General features: G+C 70.6%; 16 protein-coding genes. 11 read left to right on the forward strand and 5 right to left on the reverse strand.

Annotated features, from left to right (window positions below; genetic code table 11):
- Positions 1–4: 4 nt before the first annotated feature.
- The 9 genes from ACYVJH_RS01090 to tldD are packed head-to-tail and all read left to right on the forward strand — an operon-like array spanning position 5 to position 10,601.
- Positions 5–496 carry an LPS-assembly lipoprotein LptE gene (locus tag ACYVJH_RS01090; protein WP_460452821.1) on the forward strand — a complete coding sequence of 164 codons (492 nt, stop codon included), beginning with the start codon at positions 5–7 and terminating at the stop codon, positions 494–496.
- Positions 496–1,527 carry a DNA polymerase III subunit delta gene (gene holA / locus ACYVJH_RS01095; RefSeq protein ID WP_460452822.1) on the forward strand — a complete coding sequence of 344 codons (1,032 nt, stop codon included), beginning with the start codon at positions 496–498 and terminating at the stop codon, positions 1,525–1,527. Before ACYVJH_RS01090 ends, holA begins: the two co-directional genes overlap by 1 nt.
- Complete coding sequence (gene nadD, locus ACYVJH_RS01100; RefSeq protein ID WP_460452823.1) at positions 1,524–2,165, forward strand: nicotinate-nucleotide adenylyltransferase; 642 nt, start codon at positions 1,524–1,526, stop codon at positions 2,163–2,165. Before holA ends, nadD begins: the two co-directional genes overlap by 4 nt.
- 48 nt (positions 2,166–2,213) lie before the next feature.
- The gene (rsfS, locus tag ACYVJH_RS01105; protein ID WP_460452824.1) at positions 2,214–2,627 is read left to right on the forward strand and encodes a ribosome silencing factor; all 414 of its coding nucleotides are present in this window, start codon (positions 2,214–2,216) and stop codon (positions 2,625–2,627) included.
- Positions 2,627–3,097, forward strand: coding sequence for a 23S rRNA (pseudouridine(1915)-N(3))-methyltransferase RlmH (gene rlmH, locus ACYVJH_RS01110; protein WP_460452825.1), 471 nt, complete (start codon positions 2,627–2,629; stop codon positions 3,095–3,097). The genes rsfS and rlmH overlap by 1 nt, the downstream gene beginning before the upstream one ends.
- Before the next feature lie 17 nt (positions 3,098–3,114).
- Positions 3,115–3,684: a Maf family protein gene (locus tag ACYVJH_RS01115; protein WP_460452826.1), complete on the forward strand. Its 570-nt coding sequence runs from the start codon at positions 3,115–3,117 to the stop codon at positions 3,682–3,684.
- A gap of 10 nt (positions 3,685–3,694) precedes the next feature.
- Positions 3,695–5,179: a ribonuclease G gene (gene rng, locus ACYVJH_RS01120; RefSeq protein ID WP_460452827.1), complete on the forward strand. Its 1,485-nt coding sequence runs from the start codon at positions 3,695–3,697 to the stop codon at positions 5,177–5,179.
- A 6-nt stretch (positions 5,180–5,185) separates the two neighbouring features.
- Entirely contained in the window at positions 5,186–9,100 is a 3,915-nt protein-coding gene (locus ACYVJH_RS01125) for a YhdP family protein (RefSeq protein ID WP_460452828.1), read from the forward strand.
- A 58-nt stretch (positions 9,101–9,158) separates the two neighbouring features.
- Complete coding sequence (gene tldD / locus ACYVJH_RS01130) at positions 9,159–10,601, forward strand: metalloprotease TldD (protein WP_460452829.1); 1,443 nt, start codon at positions 9,159–9,161, stop codon at positions 10,599–10,601.
- A 5-nt stretch (positions 10,602–10,606) separates the two neighbouring features.
- On the opposite strand, the gene yjgA is transcribed toward tldD, so the two are convergent.
- Positions 10,607–11,146, reverse strand: a complete 540-nt coding sequence (gene yjgA / locus ACYVJH_RS01135) for a ribosome biogenesis factor YjgA (protein WP_460452830.1) — start codon at positions 11,144–11,146, stop codon at positions 10,607–10,609.
- Between the two features lie 35 nt (positions 11,147–11,181).
- Here yjgA and pmbA point away from each other — a divergent pair, with 35 nt between their 5' ends.
- Both pmbA and ACYVJH_RS01145 read left to right on the forward strand, forming a co-directional pair.
- Positions 11,182–12,552 carry a metalloprotease PmbA gene (pmbA, locus tag ACYVJH_RS01140; protein ID WP_460452831.1) on the forward strand — a complete coding sequence of 457 codons (1,371 nt, stop codon included), beginning with the start codon at positions 11,182–11,184 and terminating at the stop codon, positions 12,550–12,552.
- A gap of 76 nt (positions 12,553–12,628) precedes the next feature.
- On the forward strand, positions 12,629–12,979 hold the full coding sequence (locus ACYVJH_RS01145) for a DUF4870 domain-containing protein (protein ID WP_460452832.1): 351 nt from the start codon (positions 12,629–12,631) through the stop codon (positions 12,977–12,979).
- 63 nt (positions 12,980–13,042) lie between these two features.
- Here ACYVJH_RS01145 and ACYVJH_RS01150 read toward each other — a convergent pair whose 3' ends face one another.
- The 4 genes from ACYVJH_RS01150 to ACYVJH_RS01165 are packed head-to-tail and all read right to left on the reverse strand — an operon-like array spanning position 13,043 to position 16,505.
- Positions 13,043–13,924, reverse strand: coding sequence for a polyprenyl synthetase family protein (locus ACYVJH_RS01150; RefSeq protein ID WP_460452833.1), 882 nt, complete (start codon positions 13,922–13,924; stop codon positions 13,043–13,045).
- Positions 13,914–14,171 (reverse strand): exodeoxyribonuclease VII small subunit, encoded by a 258-nt coding sequence (locus ACYVJH_RS01155; protein WP_460452834.1) that lies wholly within the window; start codon positions 14,169–14,171, stop codon positions 13,914–13,916. Before ACYVJH_RS01155 ends, ACYVJH_RS01150 begins: the two co-directional genes overlap by 11 nt.
- Before the next feature lie 32 nt (positions 14,172–14,203).
- Positions 14,204–15,517 (reverse strand): tRNA lysidine(34) synthetase TilS, encoded by a 1,314-nt coding sequence (gene tilS, locus ACYVJH_RS01160; RefSeq protein ID WP_460452835.1) that lies wholly within the window; start codon positions 15,515–15,517, stop codon positions 14,204–14,206.
- Positions 15,518–15,545: 28 nt separating this feature from the next.
- A complete protein-coding gene (locus tag ACYVJH_RS01165) occupies positions 15,546–16,505 on the reverse strand; it encodes an acetyl-CoA carboxylase carboxyltransferase subunit alpha (RefSeq protein WP_460452836.1) in 960 nt (319 codons plus the stop codon).
- Between the last annotated feature and the right edge of the window lie 20 nt (positions 16,506–16,525).

Here is a 16,525-nt window from a genome sequence, read left to right on the forward strand (position 1 = left end):
CCGGATGTCCCGTCTGCTGATCGTGTTGTGCCTGTCCCTGCTGGTCGCCGGCTGCGGCTTCAAGCCCCGCGCTTCCCTGGCCGTGGCGTCCAGCCTCGGGCCGGTGGCGGTCAGCACCGCCGATCCCTACAGCCCGCTGGGCCAGGACCTGGCCACCGCGCTCGAACGCGCCGGCGCCACGCCTGCGGTGGAAGGCCAGCCGGCCGCCACCCTGCAGGTGATGGCCGAAAGCATGCGCACCCGTCCGCTGACCTTCCAGAGCGGCGCCAGCGTGCGTGAATACCAGACCCGGTACCGCGTCGAGTTCCAACTCCGGGGCGCCGATCGCAAGCTCCGGGTGCCGCGCCAGACGGTTGAACTCACCCGCGAGTACACCTACGACGCCGTGGGTTCGATCGGCTCGCCGGCGGAAGAGCGCCTGCTGCAGGAAGAACTGCGCCGCGACATGGTGGCCACCATCCTGCGCCGCCTGGACGCCGCGCTGCGCGCCGACTGATGGAGCTGCGCCCGGCCCAGTTCGCGCGCCAGCTGGCCGCCGAGGCCCTGCGTCCGGTTTACCTGGTGGCTGGCGCCGAACCCCTGCTCGTGCAGGAAGCCGCCGATGCCGTGCGTGCCTGCGCCCGCGACCAGGGTTACGGCGAACGCGAGGTTTACGACGTCGATTCCGACTTCGACTGGAACCGGCTCAGCCAGGGTTTGGCCTCGATGAGCCTGTTCGCCAGCCACCGGCTGTTCGAACTGCGCCTGCCTACCGGGCGGCCCGGCAAGGAAGGCGGTGAAGCCCTGCGCGAATACTGCGAAAACCCGCCGCCCGACACCGTGCTGCTGGTGACTTCGCAGGAATGGAGCAAAAAACACGCCGGCAAGTGGAGCGAGGCGATCGCCCGCGCCGGGCACCTGGTGGTGTTCTGGCCGCTCAAATCGCATGAGCTGGGCGACTGGCTGCTCCAGCGCCTGCGCAGCCGCGGCCTGGTGGCCACGCCCGACGCGGTGCAACGCCTCGCCGACCGGGTCGAGGGCAACCTGCTGGCCGCCGCCCAGGAAGTGGACAAGCTGGCCTTGCTGGCCGGCGGCACCCGCGAAGCGATCGACCTCGCGCAGATGGAGGCGCTGGTCGCGGATTCCTCGCGTTTCGACGTATTCACCCTGGTCGATGCCGCCCTGGCCGGCGAGTCCGCCCGCGCCGTGCGTATGCTCGCCGCCCTGCGCGCCGAGGGCGAGCAGGTGGCCGGGCTGATGCCGATGGTGGCCAGGGAAGTGCTGGGTTTGTGTGCGCTGGCCCGGGCGAGCGAAGGCGGCCGCATGGCGGCGGCGATGCGTGATGCCCACGTCTGGCAAAACAAGCAGGCGGCTTACCGGCGTGCGCTCGAGCGCCACCCGACTTCGCGCTGGGAACAGTTCGTCGCCGAGTGCGGCCGCATCGACCGCAGCGCCAAGGGCCGCGGCGACGGCGATGCCTGGCTGCAGTTCGAACGCCTGCTGGTCGCCATTGCCGACGGCCGCGCCCGCGGCCTGCTGGCCTCGTGACCCTGCGGATCCTCTACGGGGGCACCTTCGATCCGGTGCACGCCGGCCACCTGGCGGTCGCCCGCGCCGCCCGCGACACCCTGGGCGCCACCGTGCAGATGGTGCCCGCGGCCGTGCCACCGCACCGGGGCCCGACCGCGGCCCGCGCGCAGGACCGCGCCGAGCTGCTGGACCTGGCGGTGGCGGGCGAACCCGGCCTGGCCGTCGATACCCGCGAACTTCGCCGCCACGGGCCTTCCTACACCGCGGACACCCTGCGCGAAGCACGCGCCGAGTTCGGCCCGCGGGCGCCGCTGGCCTGGCTGGTCGGCGCCGACGCTTTCCGCGGCCTGCCCGGCTGGCACGACTGGCGGGCCCTGTTCGAGCTGGCCCACCTCGTGGTGGCGGTGCGGCCCGGACACGGCCTGGAGGAATTGCCCGATACGCTGTCCGAGGCCTGCGAGGGCCGGTGGACCACGGCGCCCGCGGCGCTGTCGGAATCCGCCGCCGGCTGCCTGTTCAGGCTGGACCTGCCGCCGCATCCGGCCGCTGCCAGCGAGCTGCGCCGTCGCCTGGCGGCGGGCGAGGACCCGGGCGACTGGCTGCCGCCGTCGGTGGCGGCCGAAATCGCCCGCCGCGGACTGTACCGGGCGGCTTAAGGTGGCGCAGCGTATAATCCGCACCCGAATTCACCCAACGAGCTCGCCTTGACCACCCAAGCCCACGTCATCAAGACCCGGATGCCCGATCCGGCGCCCTCGCCGGAAGCCCTGCTCAAGCAGGTCCACGCCGCGCTGGAGGAAATGAAGGCCAAGGACGCCGTCGAAATCGACGTTCGCGGCAAGACCAGCATCGCCGACTACCTGGTGGTCGTCTCGGGCACGTCCACCCGGCACGTGAAGTCGGTGGCCGACGAGGTGGTGAAGTTCTCCAAGAAGTGCGGCGTCATGCCGCTGGGCGTGGAAGGCGAGCGCGAGGCCGAGTGGGTTCTGGTGGACCTGGGCGACGTCATCGTGCACGTCATGCTGCCGCGCGTGCGCGAGTTCTACGCCCTCGAGCGCCTCTGGACCGTGGGCGACCAGCCGCCCGAGCCATCCCCCGGGGAAACCCCGGAGTCCTGATGAAGGCCCGGCTGCTTGCAGTCGGGGAGAAGGCACCCGGCTGGGTCGCCGAGGGGTTCGCCGAATACCAGAAGCGGCTCTCGCACTGGCTGCCCCTGGAGCTGGTCGAAGTGGCGCCCGGCCAGCGCGGCAAGGGCCGTGACGCCGCCCGCGCGATCGCCGACGAAGGTGGCCGCGTGCAGGCGGCGCTGCCACGCAATGCGTGGGTGGTCGCGCTCGATGGCCGTGGCAAGGCCCATTCTTCCGAAGCACTCGCCCAGCGGCTCGAGTACTGGCGCCAGCAGGGTCGCGACCTGGTTTTCCTGATCGGCGGTCCCGAGGGCCATGCCCCCGACGTCATCGCCGCAGCCGACGAGCACTGGTCGCTGGGCCCGCTGACGCTGCCGCACATGCTGGTGCGGCTGGTGCTGGCCGAACAGCTGTACCGCGCCTGCAGCCTGCTCGCCAACCATCCCTACCACCGGGCCTGAGCGGCTATCCTTGGGCGATGCTCTACCTCGCCTCGCAATCCCCGCGCCGCCGTGACCTGCTCGCCCAGCTGGGCCTGGAGTTCGGCCTGCTCGATGTCGACGTGCCCGAGCAGCGCGAGCCCGGCGAGCCGCCGGCCGCCTACGTCAGCCGCGTCGCCCGGGAAAAGGCCGGCGCCGGGCTGCTCCAGGTGGTCGCCAGCCAGGGCGCCGTGGTGCTGGGCGCCGACACCGAGGTCGTGCTCGACGACGAGGTCTTCGGCAAGCCGGCCGATGCCGCCGACGCCGCGCGCATGTTGCGCCGACTGTCCGGCCGGGTGCACGAATGCCTGTCGACGGTATGGGTGCTCAGCGCCGGTCGCGAACGACACGCGGCCTGCGTCACCCAGGTGCACTTCGAAAAACTGACTGACGCCCGCATCGACGCCTACATCGCCACCGGCGAGTGTTTCGGCAAGGCGGGTGCCTATGCCATCCAGGGCCGCGCCGCGGCCTTCGTGGCCCATCTTTCCGGTAGCCACTCCGGCGTGATGGGCCTGCCTTTGCACGAAACCGCGCAGCTGATGCGCGAGTTCGGCCTCATGGACTGAGGAGCGACCCGTGTCGGAAGAAATCCTGGTCAACGTCACCCCGCGCGAAACCCGCGTGGCCGTGGTCGAAAACGGCATGCTGCAGGAACTGCACATCGAACGTGCCTCGCGCCGCGGCGTCGTGGGCAACATCTACAAGGGCCGCGTTCAGCGGGTGATGCCGGGCATGCAGGCCGCCTTCGTCGAAATAGGCCTCGAGCGCGCCGCCTTCCTGCATGCCTCCGACATCCTGCGGCTGCCGGCCACGCCCAGCGGCGAGGGCGATGGCGAGGTCCTGGCACCGTCGCCGCCGCCGGCGATCACTTCGCTGGTGCACGAAGGCCAGGAAATCGTCGTGCAGGTGGTCAAGGACCCGATCGGCAGCAAGGGCGCCCGCCTGACCACCCAGGTGTCGATTCCCTCGCGTTACCTGGTGTTCCTTCCGCATTCGCGGGTGCTGGGCGTGTCCGCCCGCATCGAGGACGAAACCGAACGGAACCGGCTCAAGGCCGTGGTCGGCGATCTGGCCAACGGCAGCGGCCAGGGCTACATCGTGCGTACCAATGCCGAAGGCCAGCCCGACGAGGCCCTGGCCGAAGACGTGGCCTACCTGCGCAAGGCCTGGGACGTGATCCGCGAGGCCAGCGCCAGCAGCAAGGTCGGCCAGCGCATCTACGAAGACCTGGCGCTACCGCTGCGCGCCGTGCGCGACCTGATGCGCAAGAACGTCGACACCGTGCGCGTGGATTCGCGCGAGGCCTACGACCGGCTCAACGACTTCGCCCACCAGTTCATGCCCGAGCTGGCCGCGCGCATCGAGCACTACACCGGCGAGCGCCCGATCTTCGACCTTTATGGCGTCGAGGACGAAATCCAGCGCGCCCTGCAAAAGGAAGTGCCGCTCAAGTCGGGCGGCTACCTGGTGATCGACCAGACCGAGGCCATGGCCACGATAGACGTCAACACCGGCTCTTTCCTGGGCCAGCGCAACCTCGAGGAAACCGTCTACCGCACCAACCTCGAGGCCGCCCAGTCGGTCGCCCGGCAGCTGCGCCTGCGCAACCTGGGCGGCATCATCATCATCGACTTCATCGACATGACCGACGACGAGCACAAGCGCCAGGTGCTGCGCACGCTCGAGAAAGGCCTGGCCCACGACCATGCCCGCACGTCCTTCCATGAATTCTCGCCGCTGGGCCTGGTCGAGATGACCCGCAAGCGCACCACCGACAGCCTCGAACGCCAGCTCTGCGAGCCCTGCACCGAGTGCAACGGCCGCGGCACCCTCAAGACCTGCGAGACCCTCACCTACGAAATCTTCCGCGAGATCACCCGCGCGGTCCGTCAGTTCGAGGCGCAGCAGCTGCTGGTCATCGCGTCACCCAAGGTAGTCAACAAGATCACCGAGGAGGAATCGGCGGCCGTGGCCGAGCTCGAGGAGTTCCTGGGCAAGACCATCCGTTTCCAGGCCGATGAGCAATATGCTCAGGAACAATACGACGTGGTCCTGCTCTAAGACCGCATGAGCAGCCCGCTGCGCCGACGCCTCCGCCATGCCCGCCGCGTGCTGGGCTACGGATTCCTCGTACTGCTCATCCTGCTGGCGACTGGCGTCGGCGCGCTCAACCAGCTGCTGCCCCTGGTCGAGAGGCATCCGGACAAGGTGGCCGACTGGCTGTCGGAGCGCCTGGGCGAACCGGTGGTCTTTGAAACCGCGCGCGGCGAATGGACCCGCCAGGGCCCGCGTTTCACCCTCGGTGGCCTGCGCATCGGCGACGGTGATCGCCAGCTCCAGGTCGGCCAGGCCGAACTGCTGGTCGCCGTGTATTCGGGTCTGCTGCCGGGCGAGCCCCTGACCGCCCTGAAGGTTCGCGACCTGTCCCTGGTGCTCGAGCAGGGCCCGGATCGCCGCTGGCGCCTGGCCGGCCTGCCGTTCGAGCCCAAGCCTGGCAACGACCCGCTCGACACGCTCGAGGCGCTGGGCGAACTGCAGGTTGAACGCGCCCACCTGCAGGTGCGTTCGCCGGCGCTGCGTGCGCCGCTGGAAATCGCTCGCGTGGACCTCCGCCTGCGCGTGGACGGCGACACCGTGGTGGCGGGACTGCGCGCCTGGGCCGACCCCGCCACGCCCCCGCTGTCGGCGGTGGCCGACCTGCGCCGGGACGATTGGTCGGGCGCGCTGTGGGCAGGCGGCGAGCAGCTGGTGTTGCAGGCCTGGTCGGCGCAGATGGCCGATACCGGCATCGTCCTGGCCGGCAAGGGCAAGCTCGACCTGTGGGCCCGCATCGACAACCAGCGGGTGATGGACGTGCGCAGCCGCGCCGAATTTTCGCCGCTGGCGATCGGCGCCCGCCAGCCCTGGTTGCCGGGCGAGGACGGCCGGCTGGCGTCGCCACCGGTGGCCTACGAGTCGGCCAGCCTGCTGGCGCGCTGGCAGGCCGGTGACGACGGCGCCTGGCAACTTCATGCCCCGCGCCTTGTCCTGCGCGATCCGGGGCGCGCCGAGCCGAGGCGCCTGGACGGCCTGTGGCTGGCCGGCGGTGAACACTTCGCAGTGCGCGCTCCACGCCTGGACCTGGTGCCGGTGCGCCAGTGGGCCAGCCTCAGCGCCCAGGTACCCGACGGCTTGCGGGAGTGGCTGCACCGGGCGGCGCCCGAAGGCGAACTGCGCCAGGTGCGCCTGCAGGGGCGCGCAGGCGACTGGCAGGCGTCCGCGGCGCTCGAAGGCGTCGGTTGGCACCCGAACGAAGGTGGCCCCGGGCTGCAGGCCCTGGCCGGCCATGTCGCCATGGACCAGGACGGCGGCGTGCTGCAGCTCAGTCCCGGCTCCGCATCCTTCCTGTGGCCCGAGCGGTTCCGCGAGCCGCTGGATTTCGAGCTCGAAGGCCTGCTCGGCTGGTGGCGTGACGGCGAGGGCTGGACGCTTGGCGCCAGCCGGCTGTCGGTCCGCGGCCCGGATTACGGTACCCGGCTGCGCGCCGAACTCGCCTTCCAGGGGGACGGCAGCAAACCGCGCATCGACCTGGCTGCCGTCGTCGACACCTCCCCGGTCGGCGCGGCCGGCCGGTTCTGGGTGCAGGGCAAGATGCCCGAGAAGACCATCGACTGGCTCGATCGCGCCCTGCTCGAAGGCGAGGTGCGCGACGGCCGGATCAGCCTGTCCGGGGATCTCGACCACTGGCCTTTCCGCGACGGCGAAGGGCGCTTCGACGCCCGGGCCCACCTGGCCGGCGCGCGCGTGCACTTCAGCGACGAGTGGCCCGACGCCGAGGACATGGAACTGGACATCGCCTTCGACGGGCTGGGCATGACGCTCGACGGTGAGGCCGCGATCGCCGGCAATCCGGTCGATCACCTGGTTGGCGGCATCCCCGAGTTTCGCGACCCGCGCCTGCTGCTGGACATCTCATCGGCGACGCGCGGCGAGACCCTGCAATCGCTGATGCTGGCCAGCCCGCTGGCCGAGCGCTACGGCGACCACCTGCGCGAAACCAGCGTGTCCGGGCTGGCCCGGGTTTCGCTGCTGCTCGACCTGCCCCTGGTCGCCCGCCTCGACGGGCGCCGCATCGAAGGCCATCTCGACCTGGCGCAGGCGCGCCTGGCCGACCCACGCTGGGACATTGTTTTCACCGAGGTCAGCGGCCGCACCCGATTCGGGGCGGGTGGTTTCTACACCGAAGACCTGCAGGTGCTTTTCGACGGCGAGCCGGGCGTGTTCAACCTGGCGGTCGGCAGTGACACCGACGACCCGGCGCTGGCCGCGCGCGCCAGGTTGCTGGGCGAGTTCCCGGTGAAGGACCTGCTGGCGCGGCATCCGCCGCTTGCCTGGCTGGATCCGCACATGGACGGGCGTGCCTTCTGGGACATCCTGGTGGACGTGCCGGTGACGCCGGACGGGCAGCCGGCGCCGCCCTCGCGCCTGCGGGTCGAAAGCGACCTCGCCGGCGTGCGCCTGGACCTGCCGGCGCCGTTGGCCAAGGCCGCCGACCTGGGCCTGCCCATGCGCCTGGACGTGCCGCTGCCGGTGAGCAAGGGCGAGGTGCAGCTGCGCCTGGGCTCGCTGGCGCGCCTGCGCGGGCGCATCGACGAACAGGGCCGGCTGACCGGTGCGCTTCGCCTGGGCGAGGACGGGCCGCTGGACCTGCCCGATTCGGGCCTGGTGGTGGTGGGCCAGAGCGCCACCCTGGATGCGGCCGGGTGGATCGGCTTCGCGGGCAGCGGCAAGGACAGCGACGCCGGTGCCGGGGAAGGCGGCGGCACCGTGCTGCGCAGCGTGGACCTGCGCGTGGACCAGCTCGACCTGATGGGTTCGGAGTTCGCCGACACCCATGTGCGCCTGGCGCGCGGCCAGGAGCGCACGCGGGTGACCCTGGACGGGCCGGAGATTGCCGGCAGCATCGTCGTGCCGTTCGCGGAAGGCGCCGCGGTGGAAGGGCGCCTGGAGCGCCTTTACTGGCCGGAGAAGACACTGGTGGATGCGGGCGAAGAGGAGCCTGCGGCGGACCCGGTTGCCGCAGGTGCGCAGGCGGAGGCCGTCGCCACCGCGGCGCCGGACGACACTGCACCGGCCCGCGACGGCCAGGATCCGGCCACGCTGCCGCCGCTGGATTTCCAGGTACGCGACCTGCGCATGGGCACGCTGGTGCTGGGCCAGGCCGAACTTCTTGCGCACCCGGTGCCCGGAGGCCTGCACATCGACACCTTCAGCACGCGGTCCCAGGGTTACCAGCTCGACGCACAGGGCGATTGGCTGCGGGCGCCCGATGGCCGCACCCGCTCGGATTTCGACGTGCGGTTTTCGGCCCGCGCGCTGGGCGACCTGCTGGGCGCGTTCGGTCTGGCAGGCATGGTCGAGGATGGCCCCACCACCGGCCAGCTCGACGGCGGCTGGATCGGTTCGCCGGGCGAATTCTCGCTGGCGGCCTTCGAGGGCGTGCTGAAGGTCGAAGTGGGCGAGGGCGCGCTGCTGGAAGTCGAGCCCGGCGGTGGCGGTCGCGTGCTGGGCCTGATTTCCCTGGCGGAAATCCCGCGGCGGCTGACCCTGGACTTCAAGGATTTTTTCAACAAGGGCTTTGGTTTCAACTCCATGGCCGGTGAGTTCGTGTTCGCCGACGGCGTGGCCCGCACCGACCTGCTGCAAATCAACGGTCCCGCGGCTGAAATCCGCGTCAGCGGTTCGACCAACCTGCGCAGCCAGCAGTACGACCAGCGCATCGAGGTGCTGCCCAAGGCCGGCGGCGTCCTGCCGGCGATCGGCGCCATCGCCGGCGGGCCGGTTGGTGCCGCCGTCGGCGCCGTGGCCCAGGCGGTGCTGCAGAAGTCGCTCAAGGAGGCCGCGCGCACGGTCTACCGCGTCACCGGCGACTGGGCGGACCCGGTGGTCGAAGTGGTGGAGAAAGGCCCGCCCGCCGCGCCACCGACGCCGCGCCAGCCTTGAAGGCCGCGCCCGGAGGCCGCATCTGGGACACTAAGGCCTTACCTCAGCGAATCCCCGGATGACCCAGACCCTTACCCTGGCGCAAACACGCCTGCTCACGCCTGCCGGCCTCGGCCTGGAATCGCTCGAGCCCGCCTTCGGCCGCCTGATGGGCCCGGGCGTGGACTTCGGCGACCTGTACTTCCAGCATTCGCGCCGCGAAAGCTGGGTGGTCGAGGACGGCATCGTCAAGGATGGCTCGCACGCCATCGAACAGGGCGTGGGCGTGCGCGCGGTCAGCGGCGAGAGAACCGGCTTTGCCTATTCCGACGACATCCGCACCGAGACGCTGCTGGAATCGGCGGCGGCGGCGCGTGCGATCAGCCGCGACGGCCGTGCCCAATCCGCCGGCCATCGCGTGGTGGTGCCGGGCCGGTCGCTGTACCCGGCCATCGACCCGATCGAAGGCCTCGGCGCCGACGCCAAGATCACCGCCCTGCGCGAGGTCGACCAATGGCTACGCGACGCCGACCCGCGCGTGCAGCAGGTCATCGTCAGCCTCTCGGGTGGCGTGGATACGGTGCTGGTGGCGCGCAGCGACGGCGTGGTCGCCGCCGACGTGCGGCCGCTGGTGCGCTTCAACGTGCAGGTGATCGTCGAACAGAACGGCCGCCGCGAGCAGGGTTACGCCGGTGCCGGCGGACGTTATTCCTATGAAGAGCTCTTCGCCAACGGCAGGCCGCGCGAGGTCGCGGCCGAAGCCCTGCGCCAGGCCCTGGTGTGCCTGGAGGCCGAGGACGCGCCCGCCGGCACCCTGCCGGTGGTGCTGGGGCCGGGCTGGCCTGGCGTGCTGCTGCACGAAGCGGTGGGCCACGGCCTGGAAGGCGACTTCAACCGCAAGGGCACCTCGGTCTACGCCGGCCGCATCGGCGAACGCGTGGCTTCGCCGGGCGTCACCATCGTCGACGACGGTACGCTCGCGGGCCGCCGTGGGTCACTGAACGTGGACGACGAAGGCACGCCGACCCAGTGCACCACGCTGATCGAGGACGGCATCCTTCGTGGTTACCTGCAGGACACGCTCAACGCGCGCCTGATGGGCATGGCACCCACGGGCAACGGCCGCCGCGAGAGTTTCGCCCAGCTGCCGATGCCGCGCATGACCAACACCTACATGCTGGCCGGCAACCACGACCCCGGCGAGATCATCGCTTCGGTGAAGAAGGGCCTGTACGCGCCCAACTTCGGCGGTGGCCAGGTGGACATCACCAGCGGCAAGTTCGTTTTCTCGGCCTCCGAGGCCTACCTGATCGAAGACGGCAAGGTCACCCGGCCGGTGAAGGGCGCCACGCTGATCGGCAACGGCCCGGAAGTGATGAACCGCGTCTCGATGGTCGGCAACGACCTCAAGCTCGACGAAGGCGTCGGCATCTGCGGCAAGGACGGCCAGTCCGTTCCCGTCGGCGTCGGCCAGCCAACCCTGCGCATCGACGCCCTGACCGTCGGTGGTACCCGGGCGTGACGGCTTCAGTCGGTATCGGGCGCGTCGGCCAGCAGCTCGCGCAGCTCGCGGAAGAGTTCCCGGAAGGCGTGCGGCGGTTTGTTGCGGGTTTTTTCCAGCGCCGCATTGCGGGCCAGCTGGCGCAGGTGCTGGCGGTCGGCCGCGGGGTGCTTGTCGAGCAACTCGGTCAGCGCCGCGTCGCCCTCGGCCACCAGGCGGTCGCGCCAGTATTCGACCTGGTGCAGGGCCTGCGCCTCGCGCCGGTGGTCGGACTTGTCGTGGTCGAGCGCGGCGCGGATAGCGTCCAGCGCCTCGGGCTCTTCCCGGCGCAGGTGTTTGGCCAGGAACTGCACCTGCCGCTTGTGGGCGATCTGCGCGGTGATGCGCTGCGCCGCCCGCGCCAGGTCGCGCAGGTCCTCGTCCATCGGGATCTGCACCAGGCGCGCGTCGGGCTGTTCGACCAGGCGCTTGGCCAGCTCAAGCACGGCCAGCGCCTCGCGGCGTTCTTCGCTGCGGCTTGGGCCGAACTCGCCTTCGTCTTCGTTGAATTGGTCTTCTTCGTGCATCGTCCACCATCCGTCCAAGGCGAAAGGATACGCCCATGAGCCACCCGGCCGCAGTTTCCGATGATTCCGCCCTCCGCCAGGCGCGCCTTTCCGAGGCCGCCCGGGAGGTCCTGCGCCTGGCCGCGGCCCGCGGCGCCAGCCAGGCCGACGTCATCCTCAACGACGACAGCGGGCTGTCGGTGAACGTACGCCTGGGCGAAGTCGAAACGGTGGAACGCAACCGCGACCGCGGCGTCGCCGTCACCGTGTACTTCGGCCAGCGCAAGGGCAATGCCAGCACCGCCGACCTGCAGCCGGGCAGCCTGGCGGCCACGGTCGAACAGGCCTGCGCCATCGCCCGGCACACCGAACCCGACCCCTGCAATGGCCTGGCCGACGCCGCGCGAATGGCCACCCAGGCCCGCGATTTCGACTCCTGGCACCCCTGGCCGATCAATGCCGACACGGCGATCGCGCTGGCGATCGAGGCCGAAGCCGCAGGTCGCGCGGCCGACCCGCGCATCAGTAATTCCGACGGCGCCTCGGTGCACAGCGGCGACAGCGTGTCGGTGTACGCCAACAGCCACGGTTTCCTGGGCGCTGAGCGCGGCACCAGCCAGTCGATCAGCGTTTCCATGATCGCCGGCCGCGGCGACGGCATGCAGCGCGACTACTGGTACACCAGCGCGGTTTCCCCGGACGACCTGGAGTCGCCGACGCATGTTGGTCGCAAGGCCGCCGAACGCACGGTCGCCAGGCTGGACCCCAAGCCGATCCGCACCGGCGAATACCCGGTGCTGTTCGCGCCGGAAGTCGCGCGCAGCCTGGTCGGGCACCTGCTGCAGGCCGCGTCCGGCGGCGTGCTCTACCGCAAGGCCAGTTTCCTGGTCGACCACGCCGGCAGGAAGATCCTGCCCGACTGGTTCAACATCCGCGAGTTGCCGCACCTGCCGCGCGGCCATCGTTCCTCGGACTTCGATCACGAAGGCGTGGCCACCGTGGACTCGGACCTCGTGCGCGACGGTGTACTGGTGCGTTACCTGTTGTCGAGCTATTCGGCGCGCCGCCTTGGGCTTGAAAGCACCGGCAACGCCGGCGGCGCCCACAACCTACAGGTGTCCGCGAATGCCGCCGGCCTGCACGAAATGGTGCGGGGCATGGGGACGGGCCTGGTGGTCACCGAGATGATGGGCCAGGGCGCCAACCTGCTGACCGGCGACTATTCCCGCGGTGCCGCCGGCTTCTGGGTCGAAAAGGGCCACATCGTGCACCCGGTCGACGGCCTGACCATCGCCGGGCACCTCCCGGCCATGTACCAGGCCATCGAAGCGGTCGGTGCCGACGTCGACAAGCGCTCACACGTCGCCATGGGTTCGCTGCTGGTGGGCCGGATGATGGTCGCCGGCGAGGCGGGCGCCTCGGCTTGACACTGTCTTCACTTGCCTTGACAGTAGCCAAGTTGCGGCGCCGCAGGCGCTGCGTTTTCGACAGAAGGGGAGCCTCGTGAACGACACCATCCAGACCGCTGCGCCGCAAGAAGACCGGACCATCGCCCTGATCACGCACCTGTCGGGCATCATCGCGGGCTTCATCGTCCCGCTGATCATCTGGCTCATCAACAAGGACAAACCGGAGAAGGCCTGGCTGACCGACCAGTCGAAGGAAGCGCTGAACTTCCAGATCACCCTGCTGCTGGCCTACGTCGTGTGCATGGTGCTCAGCTTCGTGCTGATCGGCGCGCTGCTGATGCCGCTGGTGTGGATCGCGTCCCTGGTCTTCATGATCATCGCCGGCGTCGCCGCCAACAAGGGCGAAAATTACCGCTACCCGGTGACCCTGCGTCTGATCTCCTGATCGCGCCGTCCCGCTGAAGAAAAAGCGGCCTTCGGGCCGCTTTTTTTTGCCCGCGTTCCGGTATCAGTGTTCGCGCGAGACGGCGAAATCCATCAGGCCGCGCAGCACGCCGGCTTCGTCGCCGAAGCCGGCCAGGGCCTGCCGGCCGCGGTCCGCGACCGCATCCAGGTGTTGCCGGGCGCCGTCGGCCCCCAGCAGCGCGGGATAGGTGGACTTGGCCTGAGCCTGGTCCTTGCCGGCGGTTTTCCCCAGCTGTTCGCTGCTGGCTTCGATGTCGAGCAGGTCGTCGCGGATCTGGAAAGCCAGTCCGAGCGCGGCGGCAAATTCATCCAGCGGCCGCAGCAGCGTGCTGTCGTTGGTACCGGCCAGGGCGCCCAGGCGCACGGCGGCACGGATGAGGGCGCCGGTCTTGAGGGCGTGCAGGCGTTCGAGCTCGTCCATCGCCAGCATCGCGCCGGTGCCGGCCATGTCCAGGGACTGGCCACCACACATGCCGGCGGCACCGGTGGCATTCGCCAGCGTCGCCAGCCAGGCCACGCGCAGGGCGTGCGGGGCGCGGGCTTCTTCGGCCAGCACGGTCATGGCCTGCGCCTGCAGCGCATCGCCGGCAAGGATGGCGGTGGCCTCGTCATACGCCACGTGCACGGTGGGGCGGCCACGACGCAGGGCGTCATCGTCCATGGCCGGCAGGTCGTCGTGTACCAGCGAGAACGCGTGCACCAGTTCGACCGCGGCGGCGGGCGCGTCCAGCAGGTCCTGGTCGGCCTGTACGGCGGCGCCGGCGGCGTAGACCAGCATCGGCCGCAGGCGCTTGCCGCCGCCGAGCACGGCATGGCGCATGGCCCCGTGCAGCGCCTGCGGGGAGTGCTCGGCCCGGGGCAGGCTGGCTTCGAGCCGGGCCTCGACGCGCTGCAGCCAGCGCGCCAGGCGCGGGTCAGCCGGCATCGGGCAGGAAGGGCTGGGCGCTGTCGGGTTCGGCCGGGTCGGTCAGCAGGCGAACGCGCAGTTCAGCCTGCTCGAGCGCGCCCTGGCACTGGCGGTAGAGGCTGACGCCACGTTCGTAGGCGGCCAGCGATTCGTCGAGCGACATCTCGCCTTTTTCCATTTTCTGGACCAGCTGTTCAAGCTCGTCGAGCGAGGTCTCGAACTGCGCGACGTGCGACGGCGGCGGTGCGGGGGTCTTGGCGGCCATGGGCTGAAGTTTGGAGGCTCGCCGGTTGAGGGTCAACGGGGGAGGGGACCTAGTCCGGCACGCGGATCAACGCCGGGTTCCCAATGAAGCCGCGCTCCCTGCGTATCCAGCCAGTCCTGCAATCGCGCGGCCACCACCAGGTCGCCGGCGGCGAGCAGGTCGCCGTCGGGCTGGCTCAGCAGGGGCAGGCGGGCGCGTTCCCAGGGCGGCACGCCCAGGTCCTGGAGCGCATGCTTGAGCGTGGTGTGGTGTTCGCGACCCGGCAGCACCAGGCGTTCGCCGCCCTGGCGCGCGTGCACGCGCAGCGGGGCGTCGAAGGCCCTGGCGGGCTCGAGCCGGAGCAGGTCGCCCGTCGGCAGCACCAGCGGCTCCCGGCCCGACCACGCCACGCTGAAGTTGGCGTCCAGCGGCGGCAGGTCGGGGCCCGCGTGCAGCAGGTCGCGCCAGCGCCGGACCACGGCGCCCGACCAGGCGAAACAGGCCCCGGCATCGGGCCGGGCCGCCAGCAGGTCCGACTCGATGCTCTCCGGGGCGTCGCCCGGCAGCGGCGGCAGGTCGAGGCTGGCGACCCAGGCCCGCAGCAGGCGGGCGCGCCAGGGGGCGGCTTCGGCCATCAGGGCCGGCAGGCTCAGCGTGGCCGGGTCGATGCCCTGCACCCTGGCCAGGCGTCGCTGGTCTTCTCCGGCCAGCAGGTCGGCCTGGGTGGCCAGCAGGCGGGCGCTGCGGGCCAGTGACTGGCCCGCCTGCGGCCAGCGTTGGGCCAGGCGCGGCAGCACGTGGTGGCGCAGGAAGTTGCGGTCGTGCCGGTCCGACTGGTTCGAGGGATCTTCCAGCCAGTGCAGGGCATGGTCGCGGGCATATGCCTGCAGGGTGTCGCGTGGCACGTCCAGCAGCGGCCGCCACAGCCAGCCGTCCGCGAAGGGGCGCAGCGGGCGCATCGCGGCCAGGCCGTCGCCGGCGCCGCGCAGCAGGCGCAGCAGCACGGTTTCGGCCTGGTCGTCGCGATGGTGGGCGGTGACCAGCCCTTCCCCGGGGGCAAGCGATTGCGCGAAGGCGGCGTGGCGCGCCTCGCGCGCGGCGGCTTCCAGGCCCTGGCCCGTTTCGACCACGCTCACGCGAAGGATCTGCAGGTCGACGCCCAGTTGCAGGCAATTCGCTGCGCAGGCCTCGGCCCAGGCGGCTGATTGGGGGTGCAGGCCGTGGTCCACGTGTACGGCGCGCAGTCCACGTGCGCGCAGCGCCGGTTCCCGGGCCAGCCGGTGCAGCAGCACGGTTGAATCCATGCCGCCGCTGCAGGCCAGCAGCAGCGGGCCATCGCGGGGAACCGGGGGCAGGGCGAAGGCCATGGCGGGGCGGGGCGCTGGGGCCCCGGGCTCAGGCCGCCTCGTAGGCGCCGTAGCGGCGCAGGCGCTGGTAGCGCTCTTCGAGCAGGACAGGGCTCTCGAGCTTGTCCAGCGCGGCCAGCTCCAGCTGGATCTGCTGCTTGAGCGTCGCCGCCATCACGGCCGGGTCGCGGTGGGCGCCACCCAGGGGTTCGGGCACGATCACGTCCACCAGGCCGTGTTCGAACAGGCGTTTGGCGGTCAGGCCCAGCGCTTCGGCGGCATCGCGCGCCTTGTCGGCCGACTTCCACAGGATGGAGGCGCAGCCTTCGGGCGAAATGACCGAATACGTGCTGTATTCAAGCATCAGGGTGCGGTCGCCGACGCCGATGGCCAGGGCGCCGCCGGAGCCGCCTTCGCCGATGACGGTGCAGATGACCGGGATCTTGAGCTCGGCCATTTCCAGCAGGTTGCGGGCGATGGCTTCGGACTGGCCGCGTTCCTCGGCGCCGACGCCGGGATAGGCGCCGGGCGTGTCGATGAAGGTCAGCAGCGGCAGGCGGAAGCGCTCGGCCATCTTCATCAGGCGCAGTGCCTTGCGATAACCCTCGGGGCGCGGCATGCCGAAGTTGCGGCGGATCTTGGCCTTGGTGTCGCGGCCCTTCTGGTGGCCGATGACCATGACCGCGCGGCCGTCCATGCGGGCCAGGCCGCCGACGATGGCGGCGTCGTCGGCGAAGGCGCGGTCACCGGCGAGTTCGTGGAATTCCTCGAACATCAGGCCGATGTAGTCGTTGGTGTAGGGCCGCTGCGGATGCCGGGCCAGCTGGGAAATCTGCCAGGGCGTGAGCGCCTTGAAGATCTCGGCCGTACGCGCGCGCAGTTTTTCCTGCAGGCCGTTGACCTCGGTCTCGATGTTCACCGCCGGGCCGGTGCTGGCCTTGCGCAGTTCCTGGATCTTGGCTTCCAGTTCGGCGATGGGTTGTTCGAAATCGAGGAAGTTGGGGTTCATTCGGCTGCCTGGAGCAAATA

This window comes from Arenimonas aestuarii, from assembly GCF_054781715.1.

Excerpts from the sequence above, each read along its gene's own strand:
- tilS (WP_460452835.1), bottom strand. The coding sequence starts at position 15,517 with ATGGCCTTCGCCCTGCCCCCGGTTCCCCGCGATGGCCCGCTGCTGCTG.
- holA (WP_460452822.1), top strand. The coding sequence starts at position 496 with ATGGAGCTGCGCCCGGCCCAGTTCGCGCGCCAGCTGGCCGCCGAGGCC.
- yjgA (WP_460452830.1), bottom strand. The coding sequence starts at position 11,146 with ATGCACGAAGAAGACCAATTCAACGAAGACGAAGGCGAGTTCGGCCCA.
- rlmH (WP_460452825.1), top strand. The coding sequence starts at position 2,627 with ATGAAGGCCCGGCTGCTTGCAGTCGGGGAGAAGGCACCCGGCTGGGTC.
- pmbA (WP_460452831.1), top strand. The coding sequence starts at position 11,182 with ATGAGCCACCCGGCCGCAGTTTCCGATGATTCCGCCCTCCGCCAGGCG.
- ACYVJH_RS01155 (WP_460452834.1), bottom strand. The coding sequence starts at position 14,171 with ATGGCCGCCAAGACCCCCGCACCGCCGCCGTCGCACGTCGCGCAGTTC.
- ACYVJH_RS01090 (WP_460452821.1), top strand. The coding sequence starts at position 5 with ATGTCCCGTCTGCTGATCGTGTTGTGCCTGTCCCTGCTGGTCGCCGGC.
- ACYVJH_RS01115 (WP_460452826.1), top strand. The coding sequence starts at position 3,115 with ATGCTCTACCTCGCCTCGCAATCCCCGCGCCGCCGTGACCTGCTCGCC.
- ACYVJH_RS01125 (WP_460452828.1), top strand. The coding sequence starts at position 5,186 with ATGAGCAGCCCGCTGCGCCGACGCCTCCGCCATGCCCGCCGCGTGCTG.
- tldD (WP_460452829.1), top strand. The coding sequence starts at position 9,159 with ATGACCCAGACCCTTACCCTGGCGCAAACACGCCTGCTCACGCCTGCC.
- ACYVJH_RS01150 (WP_460452833.1), bottom strand. The coding sequence starts at position 13,924 with ATGCCGGCTGACCCGCGCCTGGCGCGCTGGCTGCAGCGCGTCGAGGCC.
- ACYVJH_RS01165 (WP_460452836.1), bottom strand. The coding sequence starts at position 16,505 with ATGAACCCCAACTTCCTCGATTTCGAACAACCCATCGCCGAACTGGAA.